We start from the raw sequence: 25,582 nt of genomic DNA, 5'->3' as shown, positions 1-25,582 counted from the left end.
AACGACGCGTCCCGTACCCGGTGCCATGCGCTTCTGATCCCGGAATCGCCCGAACTGACCGGTCCCTTTTCGAATACTTTCCATAGAGTGTCAATGCCGGACCCGCCCCCTGTCCGGGTCTCGTGATCTGTAAGGTGCATTTACTGGGTGTTGTCGGCGCGACCGGCGGGGACGGCCCGCGTGTTCGCGTGTGGGGTGCGAATGGACGGACGCACGGCCGGTCCGGTCGTCACGGGCATGTCCGTGCCACTCGTCGGACGGCGGGACGCGCTGACCGCGCTGCGGGGCGCGATGGCCGCGAGCCACCGCGACGGCTTCCAGTTCCTCGCGCTGGCCGGCGAGCCGGGCGCGGGCAAGACGCGGCTGCTCGGCGAGCTCGCGGCGATGGCCGGTGAGAACGGTTTCACCGCCCTGTGGGGACGCGCCGCCGAGTACGAGCAGATGCTTCCCTACAGCGCACTGGTGGACGCGCTCGACGACCATCTCGACGCACGCCGGGAGGAGGTCGTCCGGACCGTGGGGTCCGGGCAGGCCACCCTGCTGTCCGGCGTCTTCCCCGGGCTGGCCGCCGGCGGAGCGCCAGCCGGCGACGAGCCCGCGCTGGCCGACGACCGCAGCGGCCTGGCCCGATATCGGCTCTACCGGGCCGTACGGCACCTGGTGGGCGCGCTGGCCGAGCCCACCGGCCTGCTGCTGGTCCTCGACGACGTCCACTGGGCCGACGACGGCACGCTCGAGTTCCTCGACCACGTCGTGCGGCACCCGCCCGCCGGCCCGGTGCTGATGGCCGTGGCCTACCGTCCGGCCCAGGCCGCCCCGCGCGTGGCCACGCTGGCCGCGGCGGCCGGCCCGCGCGGGCACGAGGTCGTGGTCGGTCCGCTCAGCGCGGCCGAGGTCCGGCAGTTCCTCGGCCCCGACGTCAGCAGGGGACGCGGCACGGCGCTGTACGAGGCCAGCGGCGGAAACCCGTTCTATCTGGAGGCGCTGGCCCGGATGGGCGGCACCGACGTGACCGAGCTGCCGCCGACCGTGCTCGCCGCGCTCCAGGTCGAGCTGGGCGACCTGTCCCCCGGCGCGCTGCTGGTGGCCCAGGCCGCCGCGGTCGCCGCCGACGAGTTCGAGCCGGCCGTGGCCGCCGTGGCCGCCGAGCTGCCGCCCGACGCCACGCTGGCCGCGCTGGACGAACTGGTCGAGCGCGACATCGTCCGCAGCGCGGGCGCGCGGTTCCGCTTCCGCCACCCCCTCGTGCGGCGTGCCGTCTACGAGTCGGCGGCGGCGGGCTGGCGCCTGGGCGCGCACGCCAGGATCGCGGCCCGCCTGGCGGAGCTGGGCGCCCCGGCGACCGTGCGGGCCCACCACGTGGAGCATTCCGGGTCGTTCGGCGACCTGCCGGCGGTGGAGGTGCTGGTGGCCGCGGCCCGCGCGGTGACCGCGCACGCGCCCGCCACCTCGGCGCACTGGCTGCAGGCGGCGCTGCGGCTCATGCCGGACGACGCCGGGGCCCGGGAGGATCGGCTCGCCCTGATGCTGGAGCTGAGCTGGGCCCAGGGGATCAGCGGAAGGCTCGCCGAGGGCCGCGACACCGCTCGCGAGCTGCTGCGCATGCTTCCCGAGGACGACTACCCCCGCAGGGGACGCGCGGCCCGTGTCTGCGCGCTGATGGAGCGCCAGCTCGACCGCCCGCAGGAGGCCAGGGCGCTGCTGCTCGACGAGCTGAGCCGACTGCCCAACCCGCGGGCGGCCGCCGCGGTGCCGATGCGGATGCGCCTGGTCGCCGAGAGCATGATGCGGGTGGACTTCCGGGCCGCCCAGGCGGTGCTCGATCTGATGCCCGACAATGCCGACGACTGGGAGCCCGGGCTCGCGGTCGCGGTGGCGGCGCTGCGCCCGATGCCCGCCCTGGCCGCCCGCCGTACGGACGACGCGCTGCGCTACGCCGAGATCGCCGGCAAGCTGCTCGCCGACGCCCCGGACGAGCACCTGTCCGAGTGGCTGGACGCCATCGCGTGGCTGTGCTGGGCCGAGTCCTACCTGGGCCGGTACGGCGAGGCGCTGCGCCACTTCGACCGGGCGGCGTCCGTCGCGCGGTCGACCGGGCAGACCTACATCCTGACCAACCTGCTGGCGGGCCGGGCCAAGACGCTGGTGGCGACGGGTCGGCTGGCGGAGGCCAGGGCCACCGCGGAGGAGTCGGTGGAGGGCGCCCGGTTGCTCGACTCCGGCCAGCAGCTCGTCTTCGCGCTCACCCAGCTCTGCCTGGCCGAGTCGTGGAGCGGCGACGACGAGGCGGCTCTGCGCGCCGGCGAGGAGGCCGTGCGGTGCGGCGTCGGGGCGGGCGAGACCTGGGAGGCCACGGCCCGCTACGCGCGGGGACAGGCCCTGGTCAACGCGGGCCGGTTCGCCGACGGCGTCGAGGCGGTGCTGGACGCGTGCAACCGGTTCGAGTCGCCCCGTGTGGACCCGGGGACGCTGCTCCAGGCGTCCGAGACGCTCGCCTACGCGGACGCCTCCCGGGAGACGGGCACGGAGGCCGGCACAGGGATCGGCACAGGGATCGCCACGGGGACCGGCGCAGGGGCCGACACGGAGGCGTCCGCGCGGGCGGCGCAGTGGGCGGCGCTCGCCGTGCGGCTGGAGGATCCACGCCTGCCGGCCTACTGCGGCTTCGCCGCGCTCGCCCGCGCGCACGCGCTGTCTCGCCGGGACCCGTCCTCGGCGGCCGCGGCCGCGGAGGAGGCGGCCCGGCTGCTGGGCGCCGGCGAGCGGCGGCTCGACGCGGGCCGGGCCCTGCTCACCGCCGGGCTCGCGCATCTCGGGACGCCCGGCGGCCGGAGCCGCGCCAGGGAGAACCTGCGTGCCGCGGCCGAGGTCTTCGACGCCTGCGGCGCCCGCGGGCTCAAGGCGCGCACCGAGCGCGAGCTGCGCCGCCTCGGCGTACGGGTGGGCGGCGGCGCGACCACGGCCCCGGGCGGGCAGGCGACCAGGTTCGGGCTGTCGCCCCGGGAGCTTGAGGTGGCGCAGCTGGTGGCCGAAGGGCTGACCAATCAGCAGGTCGCCGAGCGGCTCTTCCTCAGCGTCCGTACCGTGGAGACGCACCTGTCGCGGATCTTCACCAAGCTGGAGGTCACCTCCCGGGTCGGCGTGGCGACCGCCCTCACGCGCTGAGTGCCGACAAGTACGGGTTTTCCACGATGCCGCCGCTATGGGTGGTCCTGGGATCGTTGCCCCGGCAGAAAGGCGATCGGATGGAACACCGCATACCCCGGTTCACGCTTGACGGCGTGCGGGACGCCGAGGTCACGGTCCATCCGTTCGCCACCGAGGACGAGCTGGGGTTGCAGCTCACCCGGTTCCGCCGCGACCACACGCCGGCGCAGGGGGCGCAGGATGACGTCGTGCTGCTCGTGCACGGCCTGACCTCGTCGAGCGACATGTTCATCATGCCGGAGCACACGAACCTGGTCAGGTTCCTGCACGACAGCGGGTTCGGCGACGTGTGGGCGCTGGACTTCCGGATGAGCAACAGGTTCCCGTACACGCTGGAGACTCGCAGGCACACGCTGGACGACATCGCCCAGTACGACCACCCGGCAGCACTACGCGAGATCCGCCGCCACGTGGGGGCGCGGCGGATCCACGTGGTGGCCCACTGCCTGGGGTCGGTGACCTTCCACATGAGCCTGTTCTCCGGGGCCGTGAGCGAGATCGCCAGCGTGGTGGCCAACAGCGTCGCGCTGACGCCCCGGGTGCACCCCTGGGCCCGCCTCAAGCTCACCCTCGGTCCCGCGCTGCTGGAGTACGGCACGGGCCTGTCCTACCTGGACCCCCGGTTCAGGGACGCGCCCCCGCTGACGCGGCGGTGGCTGCTGGCCCGCGCCGTCTCCTACTTCCATCCCGAGTGCCGTGAGGCGGCCTGCCACATGCAGAGCTTCATGTGGGGCAGCGGCAGGCCCGCGATGTACCGCCACCGCAACCTCGCGCGAAGGACGCACGTGCACGAGCGGCTCGCCGACCTCAACGGCGCCTGCGACCTGCACTACTACCGTCACGTGCGGAAGATGGTGGCGGCCGGGCGGGCGGTGAAGTCCGACGTCGGCGACCCGCGGTACGCCGCGCTGCCGGACGACTACCTGGTCAACGCGGCCGACGTCGACACGCCGATCCTGTTCCTCACCGGCGACCGCAACGAGGTCTTCACCGACTCCAACATCGTCTGCCACCGCGTGCTGTCGAAGGCGGCGCCGGGACGGCACGAGCTGCGGATCCTGCCCGGCTACGGGCACATCGACCCCCTGATCGGGGCGAACGCGCACCGGGACGTCTTCCCGCACATCCTCGACTTCCTGAAGCGGCACAGCGGTCGCTGACCGCGTCACTGAGAGACATCCACTTATGGAACACGTCGACGCGGTCGTGGTCGGTTCGGGTTTCGGCGGCGCGGTCGCCGCCTGCCGCCTCGCCGAGGCGGGGCTGTCCGTGGTCGTGCTGGAGCGGGGCAGGGCGTACGCGCCGGGCGAGTTCCCGCGCGGCCCGGCCCAGCTCGGCCGCGCCTTCTGGGACCCGGCCGAGGGCCTGTACGGGATGTTCGACATCTGGAGCTTCTCCGGCTGCGACTCGGTGGTCTCCAGCGGCCTCGGCGGCGGCTCGCTCGTCTACGCCAACGTCATGCTGCGCAAGGACGAGGACTGGTTCGTCCACGAGCAGGCGCTGCCCGGCGGCGGCTACGAGTCGTGGCCGGTGACCAGGGCCGACCTCGAACCGCACTACGACGCGGTCGAGCGCATGATCGGCGTCTCGCCCTACCCGCTGACCAGTCCCGGCTTCGACGACACGCTGAAGACTCTCGCCATGCGGGACGCGGCAGCCGAGCTGGGGCTCGACTGGCGGCTTCCGCCGCTGGCCGTCAGCTTCGCGCCGTCGCCGGGGGCGCAGCCCTCCCAGGGGGCGCCGCTCGCCGCGGCGGCGTACGGGAACCTGCACGGCGTGCCGCGCCGTACGTGCCGGTTGTGCGGCGAGTGCGACCTCGGCTGCAACGACGGCGCGAAGAACAGTCTCGACCACACCTACCTGTCAGCCGCCCGGCACCACGGCGCCGACCTGCGCACGCTGCACGAGGTGCGGCGCATCGGGCCGCGCGTGGGCGGCGGCTACGACGTGCAGTACGTCGAGCACATGCCGCGCGAGGACGAGGCGGGCGAGGACGGCGACGGGCCGCCCCGGCGGACCGGGCCGCACACGATCAGCTGCGACCGGCTCGTCCTGGCCGCCGGCACGTACGGCACGTCCTACCTGCTGCTGAAGAACCGGGCGGCCTTCCCCGGCCTGAGCGCGACGATCGGCAGCCGTTTCTGCGGCAACGGGGACATGCTGGCGTTCCTGCTGCGGGCCACCGACCGGAGCAGGACCCGGCCCATCCGGGCGAGCCGCGGACCGGTCATCACCAGCGCGATCCGGCTCGACGACGGCGCGGACGGGCGCGGCGCCTACATCGAGGACGGCGGTTATCCCGAGTTCGTCGACTACCTGGTCGAGGGCGCGGACATGAGGCCGGGCAGGGTCGCCCGGTTCCTGCTGCGGCGAATGGGCAACATCCTCACCCACGACACCAACCTGTCGGCGGAGTTCGCCGACCTGATCGGCCGGGGCGAGCTGTCGGGCACCTCGCTGCCGCTGCTCGGCATGGGCCGGGACGTCCCCGACGGGAGGCTGCGCCTGCGCGACGGCCGCCTCGACGTGGACTGGACGGCCGAGAGCAGCGAGGACTACTACGAGCGGTTGCGTTCCATCATGCGCAGGATCGGCGACGTGCTCGGCGCGGAGTACGCCGACAGCCCGCCGTGGTGGCGCAGGCGGGTCATGACCGTGCATCCGCTGGGCGGCGCGCCGATGGGCCGCCATCCGGGCGAGGGGGTCTGCGACCCGTACGGAGAGGTCTTCGGCTTCCCCGGGCTGTACGTCGCGGACGGCGCGGCCCTGCCGGGGCCGGTCGGCGCCAATCCGTCGCTGACCATCGCCGCGCTCGCCGACCGCATGAGCACCCGGATCCTGGAGTCCCGTACGTCCCTCGCCACGCCTTTGGCGGGGGTCGGGGCCGTGATGGTCGGGGCCGCAGGGGTCGAGTCAGTGGGGGTCGAGTCAGTGGGGGTCGAGTCAGTGGGGGTCGAGTCAGTGGAGTTGCCCGCCGTGCCGCCGATCGAGGTGGGGACGGAGGCCGTGCCGATGGGGGCGGAGACCGTGTCGATGGGAACGGAGGCCGTCTCCGGCGGCCGTCCCTTCGCGGCCGGACGCGCGGACGAGCCGAGCGTGTTCGAGGGCCGGACCTCGCTGTGGTTCGTGGAGGAGATGCGGGGGCTCCTGACGCTCGTCCCGCCCGGCGGTGCGGCCCGCCGAAGTGGAGCCGGCGGACGCCCCATGGCCTTCCGCATCACGATCACGATCGACGACATCGACCGCTTCCTGACCGAGCCCGAGCACGAGGCCAGGGCGGAGGGCTGGATCGAGGCCGACCTGTGCGGAGGCAGGCGGCCGATCGCCGGGGGCTCGTTCAACCTGTTCGTCCCCGGGGAGACGGCCGGGCAGCGGCGCATGTGCTACCGCCTGCGTTTCTGGGACGCCGACGGCCGTCCCCGCACTCTGGCCGGGCACAAGGAGATCCTGCCGGGCGCGCCGACCCGCCTGTGGCTGGACACCTCCACCCTGCACGCCCGCCTGCTGGAGGGGCACGTCGAGGAGGACGGGGACGACGACGCCGCCGTGGTCGCCGCGGGGACGCTGCGCATCCTGCCGTCCGACCTCGTGCGGATGCTCACGACCTTCCGCACGGCCGGGCCGGACGGCACGGGGGCCGTGACCCGCTTCTGCCGGTTCTTCCTCGGCGAGCTGTGGGAGGTCTACGGCCCCGGCTGATCTCTGCCGTAGGGGTCGTAGTCGACCTCCAGTGGTTCCTGGCCGGGGCGGTCGGGCTCGGGGACGTGCCGGAGGTTCACCCTGATCCTCGTCCAGGTCGAGCTGCGCCCGCGCATCGAGTCGACCAGGACGTCGGCCGGCTGCAGGAGGCGGGCCACCTCGGGATGACGGGCCTTCCATCGTTCGAGCCCGGCCATCGCCTCGTCCCGCGTGGCGGCCCTGGCGATCTCGACGAGCGGCATGACGGACTGACGCCGCCCCTGCCGCGGCGGGTCCGCGGGCCTGTCCGGCCGCGGCCCCTGGGCCTCGGCCAGCTCCAGCAGGGCGTCCAGCGACCCCGCCCGCTCGTCCATGCCGGCCCACGGGTCGCCCGCCTCGGCGAAGCGGTCGGGCATCGACGCGAGCGTGAAGTCCTCCGGCCGGCACCCGGGCACCTCGTCCCAGGCCAGCGGGGCCGAGACGAGGCCGGTCGGCCGTACGGAGTAGGCGGAGGCGACGGTGTGGTCGCGGGCGTTCTGGTTGTAGTCCACGAAGACGCCCTGCCGTTCCTCCTTCCACCACCGGCTGGTGGCGACGTCCGGCTCCCGGCGCTCGACCTCCCTGGCCACGGCCTCGGCGGCCCGCCGCACCTCGGGGAAGGTCCAGTGCGGCTCGATGCGGGCGTAGACGTGGAATCCGCGCGAGCCCGACGTCTTGGGCCAGGTGGTCAGGCCGTGCTCCTCCAGCACGTCCCTGGCGACCAGGGCGACCCGCACGATCTGCTCCCAGCCGACGCCGGGCACGGGATCGAGGTCGATCCGCAGCTCGTCGGGATGGTCGAGGTCGTGGGCCCGCACGGAATGGGGGTTGAGGTCCACGCAGCCCAGGTTCACCGTCCACAGCAGGTGGGCGAGGTCGCGGATCACCACCTCGTCCGCCGTTCGGCCGGAGGGGTAGCTCAGCTCGACGACCTCCACCCACTCGGGTCGCTTGGCGGGCGCCCGCTTCTGGAAGAAGGCCTCCCGGTCGACGCCGTGCACGAAGCGCTTGAGTATCACCGGCCGGTCGGCCACGCCGCGCACCGCCCCCTCCGCGACCACCCGGTAGTAGGAGATCAGGTCGAGCTTGGTGTGCCCGGTCCGCGGGAAGACCACGCGGTCCGGATTCGTGATCTTCACGATCCTGCCGTCGAGCTCCAGCGTCATGCCGCCACACTACGTCGCCGGTCCGCCCCCACCCTGAGCAGCGATGCGGCCGAGGCGCTGACATTCGCGGGCGGACACTCTAAGATCACCGCCCGTACCCCATATATGGCAGGAAAGGCAGGCGCAGCCCTTGGTCTCCGAAAGATGGTCCGCGTCGGCCGTTGAAGGGCTCATCTCGTTGCCATTGGAGTCCCTGCTCACCGGAGACTACGAAGCCGATCCCACGCTCGTCTACGAGCGCCTGCGCGCCAGGTATGGCCCGGTGGCCCCGGTCGACGTCCTCGGTGTGCCGGTGTGGTTCGTGCTCGGCTACGACGAGGTGCTGCACATCATGCAGAACGCGCGCGACGCGTGGAGCAAGCGCGTGCACCACTGGCGGACGTACGCGGAAGGAGGCGTTCCCGCCGACTGGCCGCTGCTCGCCCTCCTGCAGGCCGACAACTCCGGTTTCCACGACGGGGACAGGCACCGGGGTCTGCGCGGCGCCTGGATCGCGGGGCTCCGGCCGTTCCAGGATCCCGGCGGCGAGCAGGCGCAGCGGCTGGAACGGGCCATGGTGAGGCACTGCGACGATCTCGTGGACGTGATGGCGGAGGCCGGGCCCACCGGCCGGGCCGATCTCGCCGGGCAGTACAGCCGGCCGTTCCCCCTGCTCGTCGCCAACCACCTGCTCGGCGTCACCATCGAGCGGGGCGAGGACCTGCTGGAGGACCAGTGGCGCCTGCTGGACGGCTCCGACTCCGCCGGGGCGTACCAGCGGTTGCACGCCGCCCTCCTCGACCTGGCGACGGCCAAACGGCAGCGGCACGGCGACGACCTGCCGTCGTACATGATCGAGGCCAAGCCGGATCTCACCAACGAGGAACTCGCCCGCGAGTTGATGATGCTGTCCGGATTCCTGGACTTCACCGGCAGCCTGATCTGCAACGTCATCCTCGAGGCGATCACCAATCCCCGGCTCAGGGAGAGCCTGTCGGTCGGCGCGATCGAGGAGGTGGTCAACCGCGTCGCCCTGGCCAACCCGGCGCTGGCCAACCTGACCCTCCGCTACGCCAGGATGGACGTGAAGCTCGGCCGCTTCACGATCGCGGCCGGCGACCCGGTGATGCTGTCGATCGCGGGAGCACACGCCGACCCGCGGTTCGCCGGAGCGTTCACCAGCGACAACATCCGCAGCACCCGCGCCCACCTCGCGTGGGGCGCGGGCCCGCACAGGTGCCCGAGCCAGCGGCTGGCCACGCAGATGTCCACCATCGCGGTGCGCCGCCTGCTCGACCGGTTCTCGGTGCTGACCCCGACGCTTCCGGTGGACCGGCTTCCGTGGCGTCCCTCCCCCTTCGTCCGCGCGCTGCGCTCCCTACCCGTGACGTACGAGGTCAGCACGAGGTTCTCCGGCACGCTCCGGCCCGCGCGAGAGACCCGCGGCGAGCCGTCAGCGCCGGCTGTGCAGGACGGCGGCGACGTGCGCCCGAGGTCCGGTCTCGTCACGTTCCTGCGCGGACTGCGCCGCGGCCAGTGACGCGGCCAGTGACGCGGCCAGTGACGCGGCGAGGTCACGCGAACCAGGTCATCGCCTGCCCATGCGACAGGGTCCAGGCGAGCGGCGTCCCGTCCAGCGCGAGGACGTTGTGCAGTGCCGCGCCGGGCGGCTCCGGCAGGCCGGGGTAGGGCAGCACATCGGGGGTCTCGTTCGCGATCCAGTGCCCCGGCAGCCCGCGGACCATCTCGGCGAACGCCTCCCGCCGCGGCGCCGGCACCTGGTACAGCACCGAGGTGTGGAACACGACGAGCGTGGCGCCTGCCGGGGCCTTCGCGGCCAGGTCCGGCAGATCGTCCGCCAGGTCGCCGCGCACGAGCAGCGGCGGCTCGGTCGCGGCGACGGCCGCGGCCGCCCTCAGCCGGGCCCGCCGCCGCTCGTGCTCCGGCCAAACGAGGGCGTCGAGCCACGCGACGTCGGCGGAACTCGTCACGTCGAGCGGGTTCAGATCAAGACCGGCCCGCCACACCACCTCGGGTAGGCGGGCCGGCGGCGCCACCCCGGTCACGGCGCAGTCCAGGACCGGTTCGCCGGAGCCGACCGGGTGGTCGCCGTAGCGGTAGGCGTACCGGTCGGGGTAGAGGCACAATCCGGCAGAGGCCCCGACCTCCAGCAGCGCGAGCGGCTGGGGCAGCGCGGCGAGCACCGGCAGCAGCACCGCGCACCGCCCGGCCTCGTTCGTCTGCGTGGCCCGGGTGCGCATCTCCGCTTCGACCGCCGGCCGGTTCCCCATGGTGAAGTCACGGAACGCTGCGGGGTCCTCGACCGGGCCGCCGAGGAACCGTACGACGCCGAACAGCAGGTTCGGCTGCCGCTTCGCCGGCGGGAGCGTGCCGAGCAGCGCGAGCATCTCTTGGTCGCGGGAGACCGCGAGCGCCAGGCGCTCGTACGCCGGGGACACGCCGTGCGCCTCCCGTGCGGCGAACTCGGCGTAATCAGCTGCGGTCGTCATACCGCCATCGTCGCCTGATCCCGCCCGTGGCGCGCGCCCGGCGGGATCAGGCGAGGCCGGCGGCGCGGAGTGCCTCGCCGAAGGCGGTGCGGTTGGCCCGCTGGTCGGCGACCGCCCGCGCGAGTGCCTCGGTGTCCGAGGCGCGGAAGACCGGAACGTCCTGCTCGATCACGATCCAGCCCTCGTAACCCGACCGCCGCAGCTCGGCCAGCACGGCGGGCAGGTCCAGATCACCCTGCCCGAGCGGCGGGAAACCGCCCGCCACGACCAGGTCCCACAGGTCGCCGCCGACCCCGCGGATCCGGGCGAGGACGTCCCGGGAGGCGTCCTTGACGTGCACCTGCCGGATCCGCGAGGACCAGTCGCGGATGACCGCCACGGGGTTGCCCCCCGCCAGCCACAGGTGGCCGGTGTCCAGGCACAGCGAGACGTCCGTCGAGCCGAGCAGCCGCTCGATCTCCTCGGGCGTCTCCACGTCGGTGCCCAGGTGGTGGTGGAAGACGGGCTCCAGGCCGCGGTCACGGCAGCGGGCCGCGGCCTCGCCGATCCGCCCCGCGTACGCCTGCCAGTCGTCGTCGGACAGGGAGAGCCTCAGATCGGCCGGCATGCCAGGACGGGCGAACCGCTCGGGCCGGTCCGGGCAGGCGAGAGTCGGCCGCGGCGCGAAGCGCGGATCGGCCGCCCCGGCCTCCGCGTCGCCGACGGCGGTGAACACGTCGAGGGCGGCGTCGAGGGCGGCCAGATCCTCGCGGAAGCCGTCCGGGTCGTCGTAGCGCAGGTCCACCCAGCCGCCGGAGAGCCCGAGACCATGCGCCGCGAGCCGCTCGGGCAGGGCCGGCGCCGTGCCCAGGTATCCGATCGGCCCGGAGTCGGTGCCGTGGTATCCGGCCTCGCGCATCGTCGCGAGCATCTCGTCGGGCCCCAGCGGCGCGCCGTCGGCGCGGTAGACGCCGAAGCTGACGGGCGCGCTCGCCACCCGCACCGCCCAGGGAGCCGCGTGCCCCGTCACCCCGTCACCTCCGGGAAGCCCGCGAACCGGCCGCTCGTGATGAGCCGAAGGACCTCCCGCCGCACCGCCTCGACCGCGCTTTCGCCATCCGGGTCGCGGGACACCTGCTCACCCTTTCCGCCGCACGGGGACGAACCATGGCAGAGCATGGGTCGGCCCGATTGAATCACACCCCGATCATCGCATCCCGCGCTTCGGGCAGGACCCGGCCGGGTCCACGACCTGCGAGGAAGACTCCTCAGAGCGAGCCGCCGAGATAGCGCTCGGCCAGCTCGCAACTGCCCCGGGTGTAGCCGGCGCCGAGCTCCCCGGCGATGTCGGCGGCCGAATGGGAGCCGATCCACGCGACGAGGAGGAGGCGGCGGAACAAGATGAACGTCCAGATCTCGGCCTCGTCCTCCTTCGGGAGGTCGAGCAGGGACCGGTAGCCGCGCGCCCACGACTCCGCCATGTGCGGCACCTCCGGCCGGTGCTCGATGAAGCTGACGGCGGCGCCGAAGTCGTAGAGGTACCAGCCGAAGCCGCAGTCGTCGAAGTCGATGACGCTGGTTCCCGCCCGGCCGTCCACGAGGAGGTTGGCCAGGCGCAGGTCGGCGTGGATGAGCCCGTACCGGTCGGGGCCCTTACCGAATCGCTCCAGCCTGCGGCGCAGCTCGGCCTCCAGCCGGGCGAGCACGGCGTGCGCCTCCCGGTCCACGCCGACGCCGTCCTGCCACCTGCCCCACCGCGCCCGCGGGCCGAAGGCGGCGTCCAGGTCCCAGTGGAAGCGGGTGAAGGACGCCGGCCTCGCCCAGGCGCGGGCGTGGCGGTGCATGCGGGCGGTCAGCGCGCCCAGCCGTTCGAAGTCCTCCACCAGCCGGTCCTCGGCCGGCTCGGCGCCGGGCAGGAACTCGAACATCACGCAGTGACGGGGTTCGGATCCCGGTTCCCGCACGGCGACGACGCGCGACCCGTCGCGGGCGGGCAGCACGCGCGGCGTGACGATCCCGGCCTCGTCGCGCAGCGCGTCGAGCCAGGCGAGCTCGCTGACGATGGCCTCCAGCGGGTGGTAGCCGAGCCGGTGGACCCGCAGGATCATCCGGCATCCGCCGTCGCCGACCATGAAGGTCGCGTTCTCCGAGACGTTGAGCAACGTCACGGAGGCGTCGGGGGAAACGTCGTAGCGTCGAAGGGCACGGCGGGCGACCCCCTCGACGCGGGCGAGGACGTCGCCGCCACCGGACAGGTCGTGGACCTGCATGCGTTCTCCTAAAGATCCTGTGGAAGTCTCCGTCAGATCCTCCCTGCCGCGTTTCCCGCATCGCCCGCCGGGGCGCTCCGTGTGTGGACCCGCGGCGTGTGGACCCGCGGCGTGTGGGACCGCGTGCAGGCCGCGTGCGGGGGCGGGCCCGGCGAAGCGGAAAACCCCTTTCCGGACACGAGCCGGTTTCCGTACACTCGCCACTGATCACGCGCGCCGCCACGCCGCGGCGCGCCTCGGCCGAAGAGAGGGGAGTTGACCGTGCATCAGCGCATCGCGGTCGTCGTCCTCCGGTCACGGCACGAGGTGATCCTGGTGTCTACGTCGCTCTCCGATGCCGGCCGCGCGGCCGCCATCGGACGTTCCTGACGAACTTCGCCCCCCTGGTAAGGGCAAGGCGGGCACTGAAGCCGTTTCACCGGCGGCGTTGACGCCGCTCCGGCGCCATGTTCGAAGGCGCACGTGAAACCGCACGTGAGACAGCATGCGGCCCCTCCAATGGGCCCGCACGCCGAACCCGCGTGCGCCGCTCGGCACACCGCCCGCCGCTCGCCGGTCGCTGGTCGCTGGTCGCCCTGGCGTCCTCGAACGGTGTCCGCCCGGGGGCCGCGCCCGGCCTGGATCCGGCCGGTTCTTCTCGTCAGGCCAATCGCGCCCCGCCACCGTAGGAACCCTCCGAAGGGCATGGCCATGCGCGCCGACCTGAACCGCAATCACCCCGTCCCGCTGACCGGCATCCGCAACCTGGGCATCCTCGCCCACGTCGACGCGGGCAAGACCACCGTCACCGAACGGATCCTCTACCTCACCGGCGCCGTCCACCGGCGCGGCGAGGTGCACGAGGGGACCACCGTCACCGATTTCGACCCCCTGGAGCGCGACCGGGGGATCACCATCTTCGCCGCGGCCGTGAGCTGCCTGTGGGACGGCCACCGGATCAACCTGATCGACACCCCGGGTCACGTGGACTTCTCCGACGAGGTGGAGCGGTCGCTGCGGGTGCTCGACGGCGCGGTCGCGGTGTTCGACGCCGTCGCCGGCGTGGAGCCGCAGAGCGAGTCGGTGTGGCGGCAGGCCGACCGGTACGGCGTGCCGCGCATCGCGTTCGTCAACAAGATGGACCGCGCCGGGGCCGACCTCGACGCGGCGGTCGAGTCGATCCGCGAGCGGCTGCGGGTCATCCCGCTGGTCGTCCAGCTGCCCATCGGGCGGGAGGACGGGTTCACCGGCGTGGTGGACCTGCTGCGGATGCGGTCGCTGGTCTGGGATGCCGGCCGTGACACGGTCACGGAGGGCCCGGTGCCGGAAGCCCTCGGGGACGAGGCCCGCCGACGCCGCCGCCTGCTGGAGGAGACGGCGGCCGAGCTTCATCCGGCGGCGCTGGAGGAGTTCTGCGCCCGGCCGGAGATCTCGGCGCCGACCCTGACCGCCGCCCTGCGGAACCTGACCCTGCGTGGCGAGGCGGTGGTGGTGCTGTGCGGGTCGGCGTACCGCAACCGCGGCGTCGAACCGCTGCTGGACGCCGTCGTCGACTACCTGCCCGCGCCGCCCGACGTGCCGCCCGTACGCGCCGAGTGGGAGGGATCAGGGCAGGAGCGGCCCGCCGACCCGGCGGCGCCGTTCGCCGCGCTGGTCTTCAAGGTGCACGCCGCCCCCACCGGACGGCTGACCTACCTGCGGGTGTACTCGGGAACGATCAGAAGGGGAGACGTCGTGCTGGACGCCGGCGCCCGGCGCACCGAGCGGATGGGACGCATCCTCCGGGTGCAGGCCGACCGGCACACCGAGACGGACCGGGCCACGGCCGGGGACATCGTCGCGGTCGCCGGGGTCAAGGCGGCCCGCGCCGGAGCAACCCTGTGCGCCCCCGGGGCGCCGCTTGTGCTCGAGCCGCCGGTCACGGCCTCGCCGGTGGTCTCCGTGGCCGTCGAGTCGCGCGGCAGCGGGGACGCCGGGCGGCTCGCGACCGCGCTGGCCCGGATGACCGACGAGGACCCGTCGCTGTCGGTCCGCGCCGATCCCGAGACCGGCCAGACGCTGCTGTCGGGGATGGGCGAGCTGCACCTGGAGGTCGCGGTGGACAAACTCCGCCGTGCCCACGGGCTCGACGTCGCCGTCGGACGGCCCCGGGTCGCCTACCGGGAGACGGTCGTCCGCGGGGTGTCCGGGCTGCTGTACCGGCACGTCAAGCAGGACGGCGGCGCCGGGCAGTTCGCCCACGTCGTGCTCGACGTGGAACCGCTGGAGCACGACGCCGGCTTCGTGTTCCGGTCCACGGTCACCGGCGGCCGGGTGCCGCGCGAGTACGTCGGCGCGGTGGAGGCCGGCTGCCGGGACGCCCTCGCCGAGGGCCCGCTCGGTGGCCATCCGGTGACCGGCCTTCGGGTCACGCTGACCGACGGCGCGACCCACCCGAAGGACTCCTCGGAGATGGCGTTCCGCACGGCCGGGCGGCTCGCGCTGCGGGAGGCACTGCGTGCCGGTGAGATGGCTCTGCTGGAGCCGCTGGCCGAGGTCACGGTGACAGTGCCCGAGGAGGCCGTCGGCGGAGTTCTGGGCGACCTCGCGGCCAGGCGCGGCCGGGTCGGCGGTTCGGAGGCGCGGGCGGGCGCCGTCGTGGTCACCGCGACCGTGCCGCTGGCCGAGCTGTTCGGGTACGCGACCCGGCTGCGCGGCCGGACCCAGGGCAGGGGCGACTTCACCAGCCGCCCCGCGGGCTACGCCCAGGTGACCGGTTCCGCCGCGGACCTCACGCGATAGGCGCCTCGCCGCGGTCCCGTCCGTGCCTCGGCGCGGGCGGGGCCGTGCCTCGTCGCGGGCAGGGCCGTGCCTCGTCCTGGGCGGGGGCCGTTCCCGTCCAGCCGTGGTGGCCGCCTACTGCTCCCGCAGGCCCCACGGGGTGCCGTACGCGGTGAGCAGGTCGAGGAACGGCCGGGGCGGCAGGGCTTCGGGGCCCAGGACCCCGGTGCCGGACCAGGCGCCGGCGGCCATCAGTTCGAGCGCCGCCACCGGGTTGACCGCGGTCTGCCACACCACCGCCTGGGAGCCGTACTCGCGCATGGACCACTGGTTGTCGACCACGTGGTAGAGGTAGACCTCGCGCGGGCTGCCGTCCTTGGTGCCCTTGACCCAGGTGCCGGCGCACGTCTTGCCGTGCATGCGATTCCCGAGGGTCGCCGGGTCGGGCAGGCACGCCGCGACCGCGTCGCGCGGGGACACCTTGACGACGGCGCCGCCCTCGGCGACGACCTCGACCGGCTCGGTGCGGTCCAGCCCCAGCAGATGCAGGGTCCGCAGCGTGCCGATGAAACGCTCGCCCAGCCCATATTTGAAGGTCACCCGCTCGGCGTCGATCCAGCGGGGCACGAGCAGGACCTCTTCGTGCTCGACGTTGACGCACTCGACCGGGCCGATGCCCTCGGGGAAGTCGAACACCTCCGGCTCGCTGAAGGGCGGGGTGGTGAACCAGCCCCGGCCGGCCTCGTAGACGACCGGCGGGTTGAGGCACTCCTCGATGGTGGTCCAGATGCTGAACGAGGGCGCGAAGTCGTACCCGTCGACGGTGAGGTCGGCGCCGTCGCGGATGCCGATCTCCTCGATGTGGTCGAACAGTTCGTCGGCGGCGTATCGGGCGAAGACGTCCGACAGCCCCGGCTCCACCCCGATGCCGACCAGCGCGAGCCGTCCCGCCTTCTCCCACTCGGCGGCCATCTCGAACTGGGCGTCCCCCAGCTTGACCCCGCACGCCTCGTGCGGGCGCTGCGGATGCGGCCGCGACAGCGACATCGCCATGTCCAGGTAGTGCACGCCGGCCGACAGCGCCGCCCGGAACAGCGGCATCACGAACCGCGGGTCGGTGGCGTTGAGCAGGACGTCGCAGCGGTGCTCGGCCAGCAGTGCCGCCACCGCGGCCTCGTCGCCCGCGTCCACCCGCCGGGCGGTGAAGCGGGCGCCCGCCTCCCCCAGCGCGCCGACGGCCGCCTCGGCCCGGGACAGGTCGTAGTCGGCGACGACCATGTGCGCGAAGAAGGACCGGCGGGCCGCGATGCGGGTGATCGCGGTGCCCACCCCTCCCGCGCCGACGAGCAGAACACGCATGACAAAGCTCCCTTTTGAGGACAAAGACCCCTTTGATGCACCCGATCCAATGTCACCGCCGTGCAGAACGTCAATGGTGTTGGCATAAGGTGGCGGCCGGAGAGGAGAGCACAATGCCCAAGCCGGTGGTTTCCGAGTCGGCGCGCCGGCGGCGCCGCCCGACGAAGAACGGGGTCGTTCTCTCCGAGGACCTGATCGTGCGGACCGCGCTGCGCATGCTGCGTGAGCACGGCGCCGCCGGGCTGTCCGTACGGCGGCTCGGCATCGCGCTCGGCGCCGACCCCAGCACGCTCTACCGCTACTTCGCGGGCATCGACGACCTGACCCTGGCCATCGGCGACATGCTCATCGGCCGGGCCATGAACGGCTGGCACGCCACCGGCGACTGGCGCGCCGACCTCCGCGAGCTGGGCCTGCGCATCCACGCCGCCTACCTCGAACACCCCCAGGCCGCGGTGCTGACCGCCAGCCGCATCAGCGGCAAGTCCCACGAGATCGCCGCCGACGAGGCGATCCTCGGGCGGCTGCGCGGCGCCGGTTTCCCCGACCGTGCGGCGGTCCGCGTCTATCACGCCTTCATCGACATGACGCTGGCCTTCGCCGCGCTGGACGCGGCGTCCCTCGCGCTGCCGGAGCAGGCGCGCAGGGCGGACGAGGAGATGTGGCAGGCGACCTACGCCCGCCTGTCCCCCGCCGGCCACCCCAACATCGCGGCGGTCGCGCCCCTGCTGGTGGCCGACATGAACGACAGCGCCTACCCCGCCGCGCTGGACATGCTGCTCGCCGGCGCCGCGCGGGACCGCGAGAGGAACGGCTCCGCCGGCGACGGATGAAGGCGGGCACGGCCGGAGCGGCCGGAGCGGCGAGGCGCGGCCGCGTCAGGTGGCCGGGGCGTCCGTCTCCATCTTCACTGCCAGTCCCCGGGCTGAGGGTCCAGTGGGAGGCGGACGACGAAGCGGGCGCCTCGATCGCTGTCCGTTATGGTCAGGGTGCCCTCGTGGCGTTCGGCGATCAGCCGGGCGATGGGGAGGCCGAGGCCGATTCCTCCGGCGTCCCTGCTGCGTGCGCTGTCCAGCCGCGTGAAGCGCTGGAACACCGTCTCGCGCTGGTCGACGGCGATCCCGGCGCCGTCGTCGAGGACCTCCAGTGCCGCGACGCCCTTCGTGGAGCGCGCGTCGCCGTCCTCGCACCGGAGCGTGACCGTGACGGTGGAGGACGCGTGTCGCTGGGCGTTCTGGATCAGGTTGCAGACCAACTGCCGCAGCTGCGCCCGATCGCCGTTGACGACCACCCCGGGTGTCAGCTGGAGGACGACCCTCCTGCTCACCTGGTGGCTCCTCAGCTCCAGGGCGATGAGCTCGGCCAGGTCGACCGGCTGTCGCGGACACGGGGCGCCGGCGTCGAACCGGGTGAGCGTCAGCAGACCGGTCGTGATCGACTGGAGACGCTCCACGCTCGGAAGGACGTCGTCGCACAGCTTGCTCAGGTCGACGCCTTCGGCCGCCCGGAGGGCGTCCTCCAATTGGACGCGGATGGCGGTGATCGGGGTGCGAAGCTCGTGGGACGCGTCGGCGCAGAAGCGCCGCTGCTGTTCGAGCATGTGCTCCAGGCGGTCCAGCGTCTCGTTCACGCTCCAGGCCAGCCGGTAGATCTCGTCCTTGACCTTGGGGACGGGAACCCGGCGGCCCAGGTTGGTGCTCCGGATGTGGTCGAGCTGGGCCCGGATGGCGTCCACCGGTTTGAGCGATTTGGCGACGGTGTGCCGCGCCCCGTAGGCGACCGCCCCTGTGAAGAGGACCGTTCCCGTGACCAGAAGGGCCGCCATACCCGGATAGACGAAGAACGGCAGCGTCGGTGCGGCGCTGTACACGGTCCAGTCGCCGTTGCGATACACCTGTTGCGCGACGACGATGTGGCAGCCGCCGGATGGAAAGACGGAATTGCAGACCACGGCGCTCGCCACCCGCCTGGGGCTTTTCGGCGTGAAATGCGCCATGAGCGGCCGGTGCTGCAAATCCCTGGTCGCGGCGACCACATGTCCCTGCGGGTCGACCACCTGGACCGGGCGGATCAGGTTCTGCGGGATCGGCGGCAGCGGATTGACGAGCTGGCCGTGGTCGACGCCGTACGCGGTCAACTCGCCGACCGCCGTCACCTCTTTGGTGAGGTTCTGAGTGGCCATCTTGTTGAGGGCGAACAACAGGACGATGGAGAACGCGATACAGAGGACGCTGACCGCGATGCTGACGAACAGCGCCAGCCGGGCGCGGATCGAACAGTTTTCAAGCTTCATGAGGATCCCGTCCCAGTCGGCCGGACTCGGGGCAGCCGCAGGACGAACCGCGCCCCGCCGGCTGTGCTTTCTTCGACGCGGAGGGTGCCCTGATGCGCCTGGGCGATGTCGCGGGCGATGGCCAGGCCCAGTCCGGTGCCGTGGCGGTCGAGCCGGCGGGCGTCGTCCAACCGGGTGAAGCGTTGGAACACCTGCTCGCGGTCGGCCTCGGCGATCCCCGGCCCGTCGTCGCTGACCGCGAGCTCGACCGCGGTGGGCTCGGCCTGCACCTCGACGCACACCACACGTCTGGAGTGCCGCTGCGCGTTGTTCAGCAGGTTGGCGAGCAGCCGGCTGATCTGGGACGGCACGGCGGTGACGGTGGCCCCGTGGGTGATGCGGAGCCGCACCGGGTGCCGATCCGCACGTCGCGCGACCTCGGCCTTGACCAGGGCCGCGAGGTCGAGCTGCCGCCACTCGGCGGGTGGGCAGTGGGGCATGCGAGCGATGGACAGGATGTCCTCGGTGATCGTCTGAAGCCGGTCCACCTGATCCAGCAACGTCTCGAGCAGCTCCGGCAGCGGCACCTCGCCGGGATCCTGCTGTGCCGCTTCCAGTTGCACCCGCAGCCCCGCGATGGGAGTGCGCAGTTCGTGGGCGACGTCCGACGCGAACCGCCGTTGGCGGCGGGCGAGCTCCTCAAGTTCTTCCTTGGCCTTATGCACGCGCCCCAGAGCCTGGTTGATCGTACGGCCCAACCGGGTGATCTCCTGCGCCCTCCTCGGCACCGAGATACCGGCGGCCAGGTGGCCGAAGTCGATCCGGGAGAGTTCGGCGCCCACCGCATCCAGGGGGCGGAGCAGCCGTTTGCTCACCTTCCAGGTGACCCAGGCGTTCAGGGCGATCAGCTCGGCGGTCTCCAGAGCCACCAGCAACGGGAGTGAGCCGGGCGGCGTGAGGCCCAGCAGCGGCTGCCCCGCCTCGACGACCCCCCGGGACCCGGCGGGGAAGCCGGCGCTACACGCCGGCGTGGGCTGCGGGGCGCCCGTGCGCGGCTCGAGGTCCCCTGAAAAGGTCCGGGGCGGCGTTCCCCAGGCGGCGGGCGGTGAGGACCCCGCGGGGCCGGCCGCCAGCAGACCGGCGACCCGGCGGACGCCGCCGGCACCCCGTCGCACCGCGCCCTGTTGCACCGCGCCCTGTTGCGCACCCTGCCGCACCGCACCCTCTTGCACCGCATGTCGCACATGGCCGTGCGCCGGCTGGCGACTCTCGGCGCCCGTGACAGCGATGCCGCAGGGATCCCATCGCCGTCCGACGGTCCCGGCTCTGGCCAGAAGGTACATCCCCCCTCCCTCCGGGAGGAGGGTGAAGACGGTCATGATGGTGACCAGCAGGGTCATCTGCCCTCGGATCGAGCGGGGCGCCAGGCGCGCCCACAGGCCCGGCCCCCGCAGACCCGGCCACCACAGGCCCGGCCGCCGCCGGTCCGGACGCCGGTGTCCGTTCTCACGCCTCATCGAGCCGGGTGACGACGCGCCGGCGGGGCCGGAGGTCTCGTGCGCGTGCTCGGCGGAGGCGTGGCCGGTGGAGCCGGTCACGGAGGGCCGGTGCTGCGGCCGGTCGGCTTTCGGGGGGCGGCGAGGGACCCGCCGCCCGGGTCCGTGTTCGCCGCCCTCCACGCGAGAGGCTTTCGCGCGGTCTGTCCTGTCGCTCGTCAGAAGTGCGTGCCAGGTGACGCTCGACGACCTGCCGGTCAGCACGTGTGCGAGGCCCTTGGCGGCGGCTACCGACGTGAGCAGCGCGAACAGAGGCCACACGAGTATCAGCAACTTATCCGTCAGGTCCACCATCGCCATCCTTTCGAAATAGGAATTCGAGGGATGCCAGGCTCCTGAGAGGGCCGGGGAGGCGTGGGCGCGTGGTCCGCTGCGCACGTTTCCCGGCACCGCTCAGTCGTGGGGTCCTTTCACGTCAGCTCAAAATCAAGGAATGAGTTGACGGATACGATTCTGAACGGCGGAGAAGCAGGCCGTATCGCACATATGTGTAGCGTTGCGCTCCTGCTCGCGGCCCTGCGATCAACGGTTCAGGTCGCGCCGTGATCGCGAGGCGATGGACGGGCGCACCGCGCGGGCCTGTTGCGGGGCCGTGTGCGCCGGGTGTCTCATGGATTTATGGGGGACGTATCCCGGAATGTCCTGGATGCGGCGGAGGGACCCGGTTCCCGGGAGACTTCCTGGCCTGGTTGGCGCGGCCGCGCCCGGGAGTGGGAGCTCGTCGCCGGCCTGCTCCGGGCGGCGCGTGTGGGCAGGGGCGGGGTCGTGCTGGTCGAGGGCCGGCCGGGCGTCGGCAAGAGCCGCATGCTCGACGTGGCCGCCGCCACCGCGACCAGGTGGGGGTTCCGGGTGGTCCGCGGCGTCGCGGACGAGCTGGCCCAGCTGATGCCGCTGGCCCCGCTGATCTCGGCGCTCGAGGAGTCGGGCTGTCCTCTCCGCACCGGCGACAACGGTGTGCCCGGTCCGGTCGACCAGCGGTTGCTGTTGCTCGAGCGTCTGCAGGGACCGCTGGAGACGCTGGTGGCGCACGGGCCCGTGCTGCTCACCTTGGACGACGTGCACTGGGCCGACCCCATGACTCTGCTGGCGCTGCGGTCGCTGACCGTGGACTTCGCCTCCACCCCGCTCATCTGGATGCTGGCCCGTACGACCGGCGGCGGCGACGCCCTCCGCCTGGACCGCATGTTCAACACGCTGGAGCGCGAGGGGGCGACGCGGATCCGGCTGAAGGCTCTGGACGGCGCGGCGGTGGCCGAGGTGGTCACCGACATCCTCGGGGCGGCGCCCGAGCCGGACGTGCTGGCACTGGCCGACATAGCGGATGCCAACCCCTTCCTGCTCGTCGACCTCATCGAGAAGCTCAAGCACGAGGGGGGGTTCCGGATCGCCGACGGCCGCGCGTCGTTGGTGTCGACGCGGCTGCCGCCGGCTCAGGCGGTCACCCGGGAGCGCCTGGAGGAGCTGTCCGGACCGACCAGGCACATGCTCCAGGTCGCCGGGGTCCTGGGCCGTTCGTTCTCGGTGAAGGACCTGGCCGAGATGCTCGGCGAAACGACGGGCGATCTGCTGCCCATGCTGGAGGAGGCGATGTCGGCGGGCATCGTCGAATCCGCCGGGCACGAACTGGCCTTCCGGCACGAACTCCTGTGGGAGGCGGTGACGGAGACCCTGTCCAGCGCCGTCCGGCGGGCCCTGCACCGCGAGGCAGGGGAGATGCTGCTCAAACGCGGCGGATCGACCATTCCCGCCGCCGCGCACCTCATCCACAGCGCCGGCCACGGTGACATGTGCGCCCTGCGCGCGCTGGACCGGGCGGCGCGGGAGGTGCTGCGGTCCTCGCCGCAGACCGCCGCCGATCTCGCCGTCCGGGCGCTGGAGCTGACCGACGCCGCCGATCCCGACTGGGTGGGTCGGGCCGCCATCGCGGTGGACGCCCTGACGGCCGTCGGGCGGCTGTGCGAGGCCGCCGATCTCGCTCGTCCCGCGCTCAGCAGGGCTCCCCCCGCGTTGGCGCATCGCCTGCGCTGCGCGCTGGCGTACATCCTGCTTCTGAGCGGCCGGCCGGCCGACGCCGTGTCCCAGGCCGAAAGCCTGCTCAGCCGGGAGGACGTCTCCCGCGACCTTCGCGACGTCGCCGAGTGGACGGTGTTCTGGGGGCTCATCTCCCTGAACGACCTGAGGGAGGGACGACGGCGAGCGGAGGCCGTCCTCGCCGATCGCGACGGGCATTCCGACACGGCCGTGATGGGCGCCCTGCTGATGCTCTCCCGGTGCGCCATGATCTACGGACGGTTCGACGACTCGTTCACGCATCTGCACGAGGCCATGCGGATCGGGAACAGCGGCACCGTCGAGGCCGTCCAGCGGCCGTACGCATGGCTGCTGCTGGGTCATCTTCACCGGTGCCTGTGTCAGTTCGACGCGGCCGACCTGGCCATCCGGGCGGCCGAGGAGGAGATCGAGTCCCTCGGCGTCACCGTGCTGGCCGCGCAGCCCGCGCTCTTCCGCGCCCGCGTGAAACTGGCCGCCGCCCGGCTCGACGACGCCGCCGCCGAGGCCGAGGCCGGAATGAGGATCGCGGACGACATGGGCACGCACGGGTTCATCCGCGTGGGGTTGTCGATACTCGCGTACATCGCCGTGCGGCGCGGCGACATGAACGCCGCGGGCCGGAACATCAGGAGGTACGCGCGCGAGCCCGGAGCCGCCGGAATGCTCTTCGGATCGGCGTCCGAGTGGGTGGAGGCCGTCGTCGCCGAGGCCCAGGGCGATCGCGAACGAGCGATGGACATCCTCGGCCCCACCTACACCGACGCGGAGAAACAGCGATGGATGCTCGTCACGGCGCCCCTCGCGGCGGCCTGGATGACCCGGCTCGCGCTGGCCTCGGGAAACCGGACGTACGCGCAGACCACCGTCGACACGGCCGGCCACCTCGCACGGAGAAACCCCGCCTACCCCATCTTCGCCGCCGCCGCCGCGCACGCTCGCGGCCTTCTCCACGCCGACCCCGGCGACCTCGCCTTCGCCGCCGCCAACCACCCGCAACTGTGGGAGCGCGCCTCGGCCGCCGAGGACCTCGGGGTCCTGCTCACGACGTCCGGCGCCTGCGCCGACCGCGAGCGGGCCATCAGCAGCCTCGACCAGGCGCACGACGGCTACCAGCAGATCGGCGCCCTCAGGGACGCGGCCCGCGCGCGAGCGCGCCTGCGCGCACTGGGCGTCCGGCGCCGGCACTGGGCCCAGTCACACCAGCAGGAATTCGGCTGGGACAGCCTCACCGACACGGAACGCGCGGTGGCGGAGCTGATCGCCCGAGGACTGACCAATCGCCAGGCCGCCGCGCAGATGTTCCTGTCTCCGCACACGGTCTCGACCCATCTGCGCCGGATCTTCGCCAAGCTCGACATCGCGTCCCGGGCCGAACTCGCCCGCATCTTCGCCGAAGAGCGCCCCGACCGGGAGTCGTAGCCGGCTGTCGGCTCCCCACCAGCATGACGATGCCGCCGACCGAAGGGGTGGGGTGGATAGGGTCGCGGGCGTGGCAGGAGTGGGCTTCGGACACCGGTCCGGTCGTCCTCGACCTCCCGGAGGCCGGGCTCGTGGAGCAGCGCCGCGAGGTCACCGATGTGAGCCTGCCGCTGGTGTCCTTCCGCTACACCTACACGTTCCTGGCGGACGGCGCGGTCGTCACGTCGGACTCGACCCTGCGGTTCCGCGACCGTGACGAGGTGGAGACGAGCCTGGTCGCGAACGGCTATCGCGTGCTGGAGGTGCGGGACGCCCCCGATCGCCCGGGTCGTGAGTTCGTGTTCGTCGCGCGGCGTGCGACGTGAAGCGCCTCAGCGGTCGCCCGCCTTTATGATCGCCGGCGTCAGTGGTCGCCCGCCTCAGTGATCGCCGGCGTCGGTGAGGAGGCGGCGGGCCTGGCGGACGACCGCTTCGTCGACGAAGCGGCCGTCGGCGAGGGCGACCGCGCCCTGGCCGGCGGCGGAGACGACCTCCCGGGCGGCCACGATCTCCTCCCTGGCCGGGCGGTAGGCCGCCGCGATCACCGGAAGCTGGACGGGGTGGATGGCCGCCCGGCCGCGGAAGCCCATGGCCCGGCCCGCGGCGCAGGACGCGGCCAGGCCGTCGAGGTCGCGGACGTTCGTATACACGGACTGGGCCGGGGCCGGCAGCCCCGCCGCCCGCGCCGCGACCACGATGCGGGAACGCGCCCAGGTCAGGCCCGCCTCGTCGGTCACGCCGAGGTCGGCGCGCAGGTCGGCCTCGCCCAGGCCGATGCCGGCGACGGCCGGTGAGGCGGTGGCGATCTCGAAGGCGCGCTCCAGCCCGAGGGCCGACTCGATGATCGGGCGCAGCGGCACGCCCGGCACCGCGTCGGCGATCCAGCGGATCTCGTCGGCCGACTCCACCTTGGGGACGCGGAGGCCGCCGCCCCCGTGCAGCAGCGTTGCGAGCGCGTGCAGGTCGGCCTGGCCGTACGGCGTGCGGACGTCGTTGACGCGGACCTCCACGCGGGGCTGCGGCGTGGCCAGCAGGGCGACGACCCCGGCCCGGGCGACGCCCTTGTTCTCCGGGGCCACCGCGTCCTCCAGGTCCACGATCACCATGTCCGCCTCGCCGCCGAGGGCCTTGGCGATCCGGTCCGGGCGGTCGGCGGGCACGTACAACCAGGTCAGGGGGCCGGCAGCAGAGCCCGTAGAAGGCCCCGCAGCAGGGCCGGAAGGAGGCCCCGCGGAAGGTGCGGAAGAAGGCACGGCGTCAACTCCTCGCGAATCCTCCGTGCCCCTTTCCGGAAGATCGCCGCTCATGCCCGATCACC

16 protein-coding genes are annotated in these 25,582 nt (G+C 73.0%); 8 read left to right on the top strand and 8 right to left on the bottom strand.

What is annotated here, in order from left to right; translation table 11 throughout:
* Nucleotides 1-201 precede the first annotated feature (201 nt).
* The 3 genes from ACGFIB_RS12785 to ACGFIB_RS12775 all read left to right on the top strand — a co-directional run bounded on the left by ACGFIB_RS12785 (nucleotide 202) and on the right by ACGFIB_RS12775 (nucleotide 6,906).
* Entirely contained in the window at nucleotides 202-3,165 is a 2,964-nt protein-coding gene (locus ACGFIB_RS12785; protein WP_393371241.1) for a helix-turn-helix transcriptional regulator, read from the top strand.
* Nucleotides 3,166-3,245: 80 nt separating this feature from the next.
* Nucleotides 3,246-4,367 (top strand): alpha/beta fold hydrolase, encoded by a 1,122-nt coding sequence (locus ACGFIB_RS12780; protein ID WP_393371238.1) that lies wholly within the window; start codon nucleotides 3,246-3,248, stop codon nucleotides 4,365-4,367.
* 25 nt (nucleotides 4,368-4,392) lie between these two features.
* On the top strand, nucleotides 4,393-6,906 hold the full coding sequence (locus ACGFIB_RS12775; protein ID WP_393371235.1) for a GMC oxidoreductase: 2,514 nt from the start codon (nucleotides 4,393-4,395) through the stop codon (nucleotides 6,904-6,906).
* Here ACGFIB_RS12775 and ligD read toward each other — a convergent pair.
* The gene (gene ligD, locus ACGFIB_RS12770) at nucleotides 6,891-8,090 is read right to left on the bottom strand and encodes a non-homologous end-joining DNA ligase (protein ID WP_142570413.1); all 1,200 of its coding nucleotides are present in this window, start codon (nucleotides 8,088-8,090) and stop codon (nucleotides 6,891-6,893) included. The genes ACGFIB_RS12775 and ligD overlap by 16 nt on opposite strands.
* Before the next feature lie 178 nt (nucleotides 8,091-8,268).
* Between ligD and ACGFIB_RS12765 the strand changes: the two genes are divergently transcribed.
* Entirely contained in the window at nucleotides 8,269-9,609 is a 1,341-nt protein-coding gene (locus ACGFIB_RS12765; RefSeq protein WP_393371231.1) for a cytochrome P450, read from the top strand.
* A gap of 34 nt (nucleotides 9,610-9,643) precedes the next feature.
* Here ACGFIB_RS12765 and ACGFIB_RS12760 read toward each other — a convergent pair whose 3' ends face one another.
* From ACGFIB_RS12760 to ACGFIB_RS12750, 3 genes are all read right to left on the bottom strand, one after another.
* Nucleotides 9,644-10,579, bottom strand: coding sequence for a DUF2332 domain-containing protein (locus ACGFIB_RS12760; protein WP_393371228.1), 936 nt, complete (start codon nucleotides 10,577-10,579; stop codon nucleotides 9,644-9,646).
* A gap of 46 nt (nucleotides 10,580-10,625) precedes the next feature.
* On the bottom strand, nucleotides 10,626-11,588 hold the full coding sequence (locus tag ACGFIB_RS12755) for a sugar phosphate isomerase/epimerase family protein (protein ID WP_393371225.1): 963 nt from the start codon (nucleotides 11,586-11,588) through the stop codon (nucleotides 10,626-10,628).
* A 238-nt stretch (nucleotides 11,589-11,826) separates the two neighbouring features.
* Complete coding sequence (locus tag ACGFIB_RS12750) at nucleotides 11,827-12,828, bottom strand: phosphotransferase enzyme family protein (RefSeq protein WP_357244056.1); 1,002 nt, start codon at nucleotides 12,826-12,828, stop codon at nucleotides 11,827-11,829.
* Nucleotides 12,829-13,518: 690 nt separating this feature from the next.
* On the opposite strand from ACGFIB_RS12750, the gene fusA reads away from it, so the two are divergent.
* On the top strand, nucleotides 13,519-15,588 hold the full coding sequence (gene fusA / locus ACGFIB_RS12745) for an elongation factor G (protein ID WP_393371221.1): 2,070 nt from the start codon (nucleotides 13,519-13,521) through the stop codon (nucleotides 15,586-15,588).
* Between the two features lie 114 nt (nucleotides 15,589-15,702).
* Here fusA and ACGFIB_RS12740 read toward each other — a convergent pair whose 3' ends face one another.
* Nucleotides 15,703-16,926, bottom strand: coding sequence for a saccharopine dehydrogenase family protein (locus ACGFIB_RS12740; RefSeq protein WP_357244062.1), 1,224 nt, complete (start codon nucleotides 16,924-16,926; stop codon nucleotides 15,703-15,705).
* Nucleotides 16,927-17,039: 113 nt separating this feature from the next.
* Here ACGFIB_RS12740 and ACGFIB_RS12735 point away from each other — a divergent pair, with 113 nt between their 5' ends.
* Nucleotides 17,040-17,759 carry a TetR/AcrR family transcriptional regulator gene (locus tag ACGFIB_RS12735; RefSeq protein ID WP_393371217.1) on the top strand — a complete coding sequence of 240 codons (720 nt, stop codon included), beginning with the start codon at nucleotides 17,040-17,042 and terminating at the stop codon, nucleotides 17,757-17,759.
* Between the two features lie 74 nt (nucleotides 17,760-17,833).
* Here the strand turns inward: ACGFIB_RS12735 and ACGFIB_RS12730 are convergent, their stop codons facing one another.
* Both ACGFIB_RS12730 and ACGFIB_RS12725 read right to left on the bottom strand, forming a co-directional pair.
* The gene (locus ACGFIB_RS12730) at nucleotides 17,834-19,219 is read right to left on the bottom strand and encodes a sensor histidine kinase (RefSeq protein ID WP_393371214.1); all 1,386 of its coding nucleotides are present in this window, start codon (nucleotides 19,217-19,219) and stop codon (nucleotides 17,834-17,836) included.
* On the bottom strand, nucleotides 19,216-20,796 hold the full coding sequence (locus ACGFIB_RS12725; protein ID WP_393371212.1) for a sensor histidine kinase: 1,581 nt from the start codon (nucleotides 20,794-20,796) through the stop codon (nucleotides 19,216-19,218). Before ACGFIB_RS12725 ends, ACGFIB_RS12730 begins: the two co-directional genes overlap by 4 nt.
* Before the next feature lie 576 nt (nucleotides 20,797-21,372).
* Between ACGFIB_RS12725 and ACGFIB_RS12720 the strand changes: the two genes are divergently transcribed.
* Both ACGFIB_RS12720 and ACGFIB_RS12715 read left to right on the top strand, forming a co-directional pair.
* Nucleotides 21,373-24,225, top strand: coding sequence for a helix-turn-helix transcriptional regulator (locus ACGFIB_RS12720; protein WP_393371209.1), 2,853 nt, complete (start codon nucleotides 21,373-21,375; stop codon nucleotides 24,223-24,225).
* Nucleotides 24,226-24,254: 29 nt separating this feature from the next.
* A complete protein-coding gene (locus ACGFIB_RS12715; RefSeq protein ID WP_393371206.1) occupies nucleotides 24,255-24,590 on the top strand; it encodes a hypothetical protein in 336 nt (111 codons plus the stop codon).
* Between the two features lie 54 nt (nucleotides 24,591-24,644).
* On the opposite strand, the gene ACGFIB_RS12710 is transcribed toward ACGFIB_RS12715, so the two are convergent.
* The gene (locus ACGFIB_RS12710; protein ID WP_393371203.1) at nucleotides 24,645-25,424 is read right to left on the bottom strand and encodes an HpcH/HpaI aldolase/citrate lyase family protein; all 780 of its coding nucleotides are present in this window, start codon (nucleotides 25,422-25,424) and stop codon (nucleotides 24,645-24,647) included.
* Between the last annotated feature and the right edge of the window lie 158 nt (nucleotides 25,425-25,582).

It is taken from the genome of Microbispora bryophytorum (assembly GCF_043197435.1).
Taxonomy (GTDB): domain Bacteria; phylum Actinomycetota; class Actinomycetes; order Streptosporangiales; family Streptosporangiaceae; genus Microbispora; species Microbispora bryophytorum.
The sequence above is the reverse complement of the archived record's forward strand: the minus strand, read 5'-3'. Positions and strand labels throughout refer to the sequence as shown.

Bases quoted from the DNA above. Each gene is read 5' to 3' on its own strand.
- ACGFIB_RS12785 (WP_393371241.1), top strand. From the start codon at position 202: ATGGACGGACGCACGGCCGGTCCGGTCGTCACGGGCATGTCCGTGCCA.
- ACGFIB_RS12780 (WP_393371238.1), top strand. From the start codon at position 3,246: ATGGAACACCGCATACCCCGGTTCACGCTTGACGGCGTGCGGGACGCC.
- ACGFIB_RS12775 (WP_393371235.1), top strand. From the start codon at position 4,393: ATGGAACACGTCGACGCGGTCGTGGTCGGTTCGGGTTTCGGCGGCGCG.
- ligD (WP_142570413.1), bottom strand. From the start codon at position 8,090: ATGACGCTGGAGCTCGACGGCAGGATCGTGAAGATCACGAATCCGGAC.
- ACGFIB_RS12760 (WP_393371228.1), bottom strand. From the start codon at position 10,579: ATGACGACCGCAGCTGATTACGCCGAGTTCGCCGCACGGGAGGCGCAC.
- ACGFIB_RS12750 (WP_357244056.1), bottom strand. From the start codon at position 12,828: ATGCAGGTCCACGACCTGTCCGGTGGCGGCGACGTCCTCGCCCGCGTC.
- fusA (WP_393371221.1), top strand. From the start codon at position 13,519: ATGCGCGCCGACCTGAACCGCAATCACCCCGTCCCGCTGACCGGCATC.
- ACGFIB_RS12740 (WP_357244062.1), bottom strand. From the start codon at position 16,926: ATGCGTGTTCTGCTCGTCGGCGCGGGAGGGGTGGGCACCGCGATCACC.
- ACGFIB_RS12735 (WP_393371217.1), top strand. From the start codon at position 17,040: ATGCCCAAGCCGGTGGTTTCCGAGTCGGCGCGCCGGCGGCGCCGCCCG.
- ACGFIB_RS12730 (WP_393371214.1), bottom strand. From the start codon at position 19,219: ATGAAGCTTGAAAACTGTTCGATCCGCGCCCGGCTGGCGCTGTTCGTC.
- ACGFIB_RS12720 (WP_393371209.1), top strand. From the start codon at position 21,373: ATGGGGGACGTATCCCGGAATGTCCTGGATGCGGCGGAGGGACCCGGT.
- ACGFIB_RS12715 (WP_393371206.1), top strand. From the start codon at position 24,255: ATGCCGCCGACCGAAGGGGTGGGGTGGATAGGGTCGCGGGCGTGGCAG.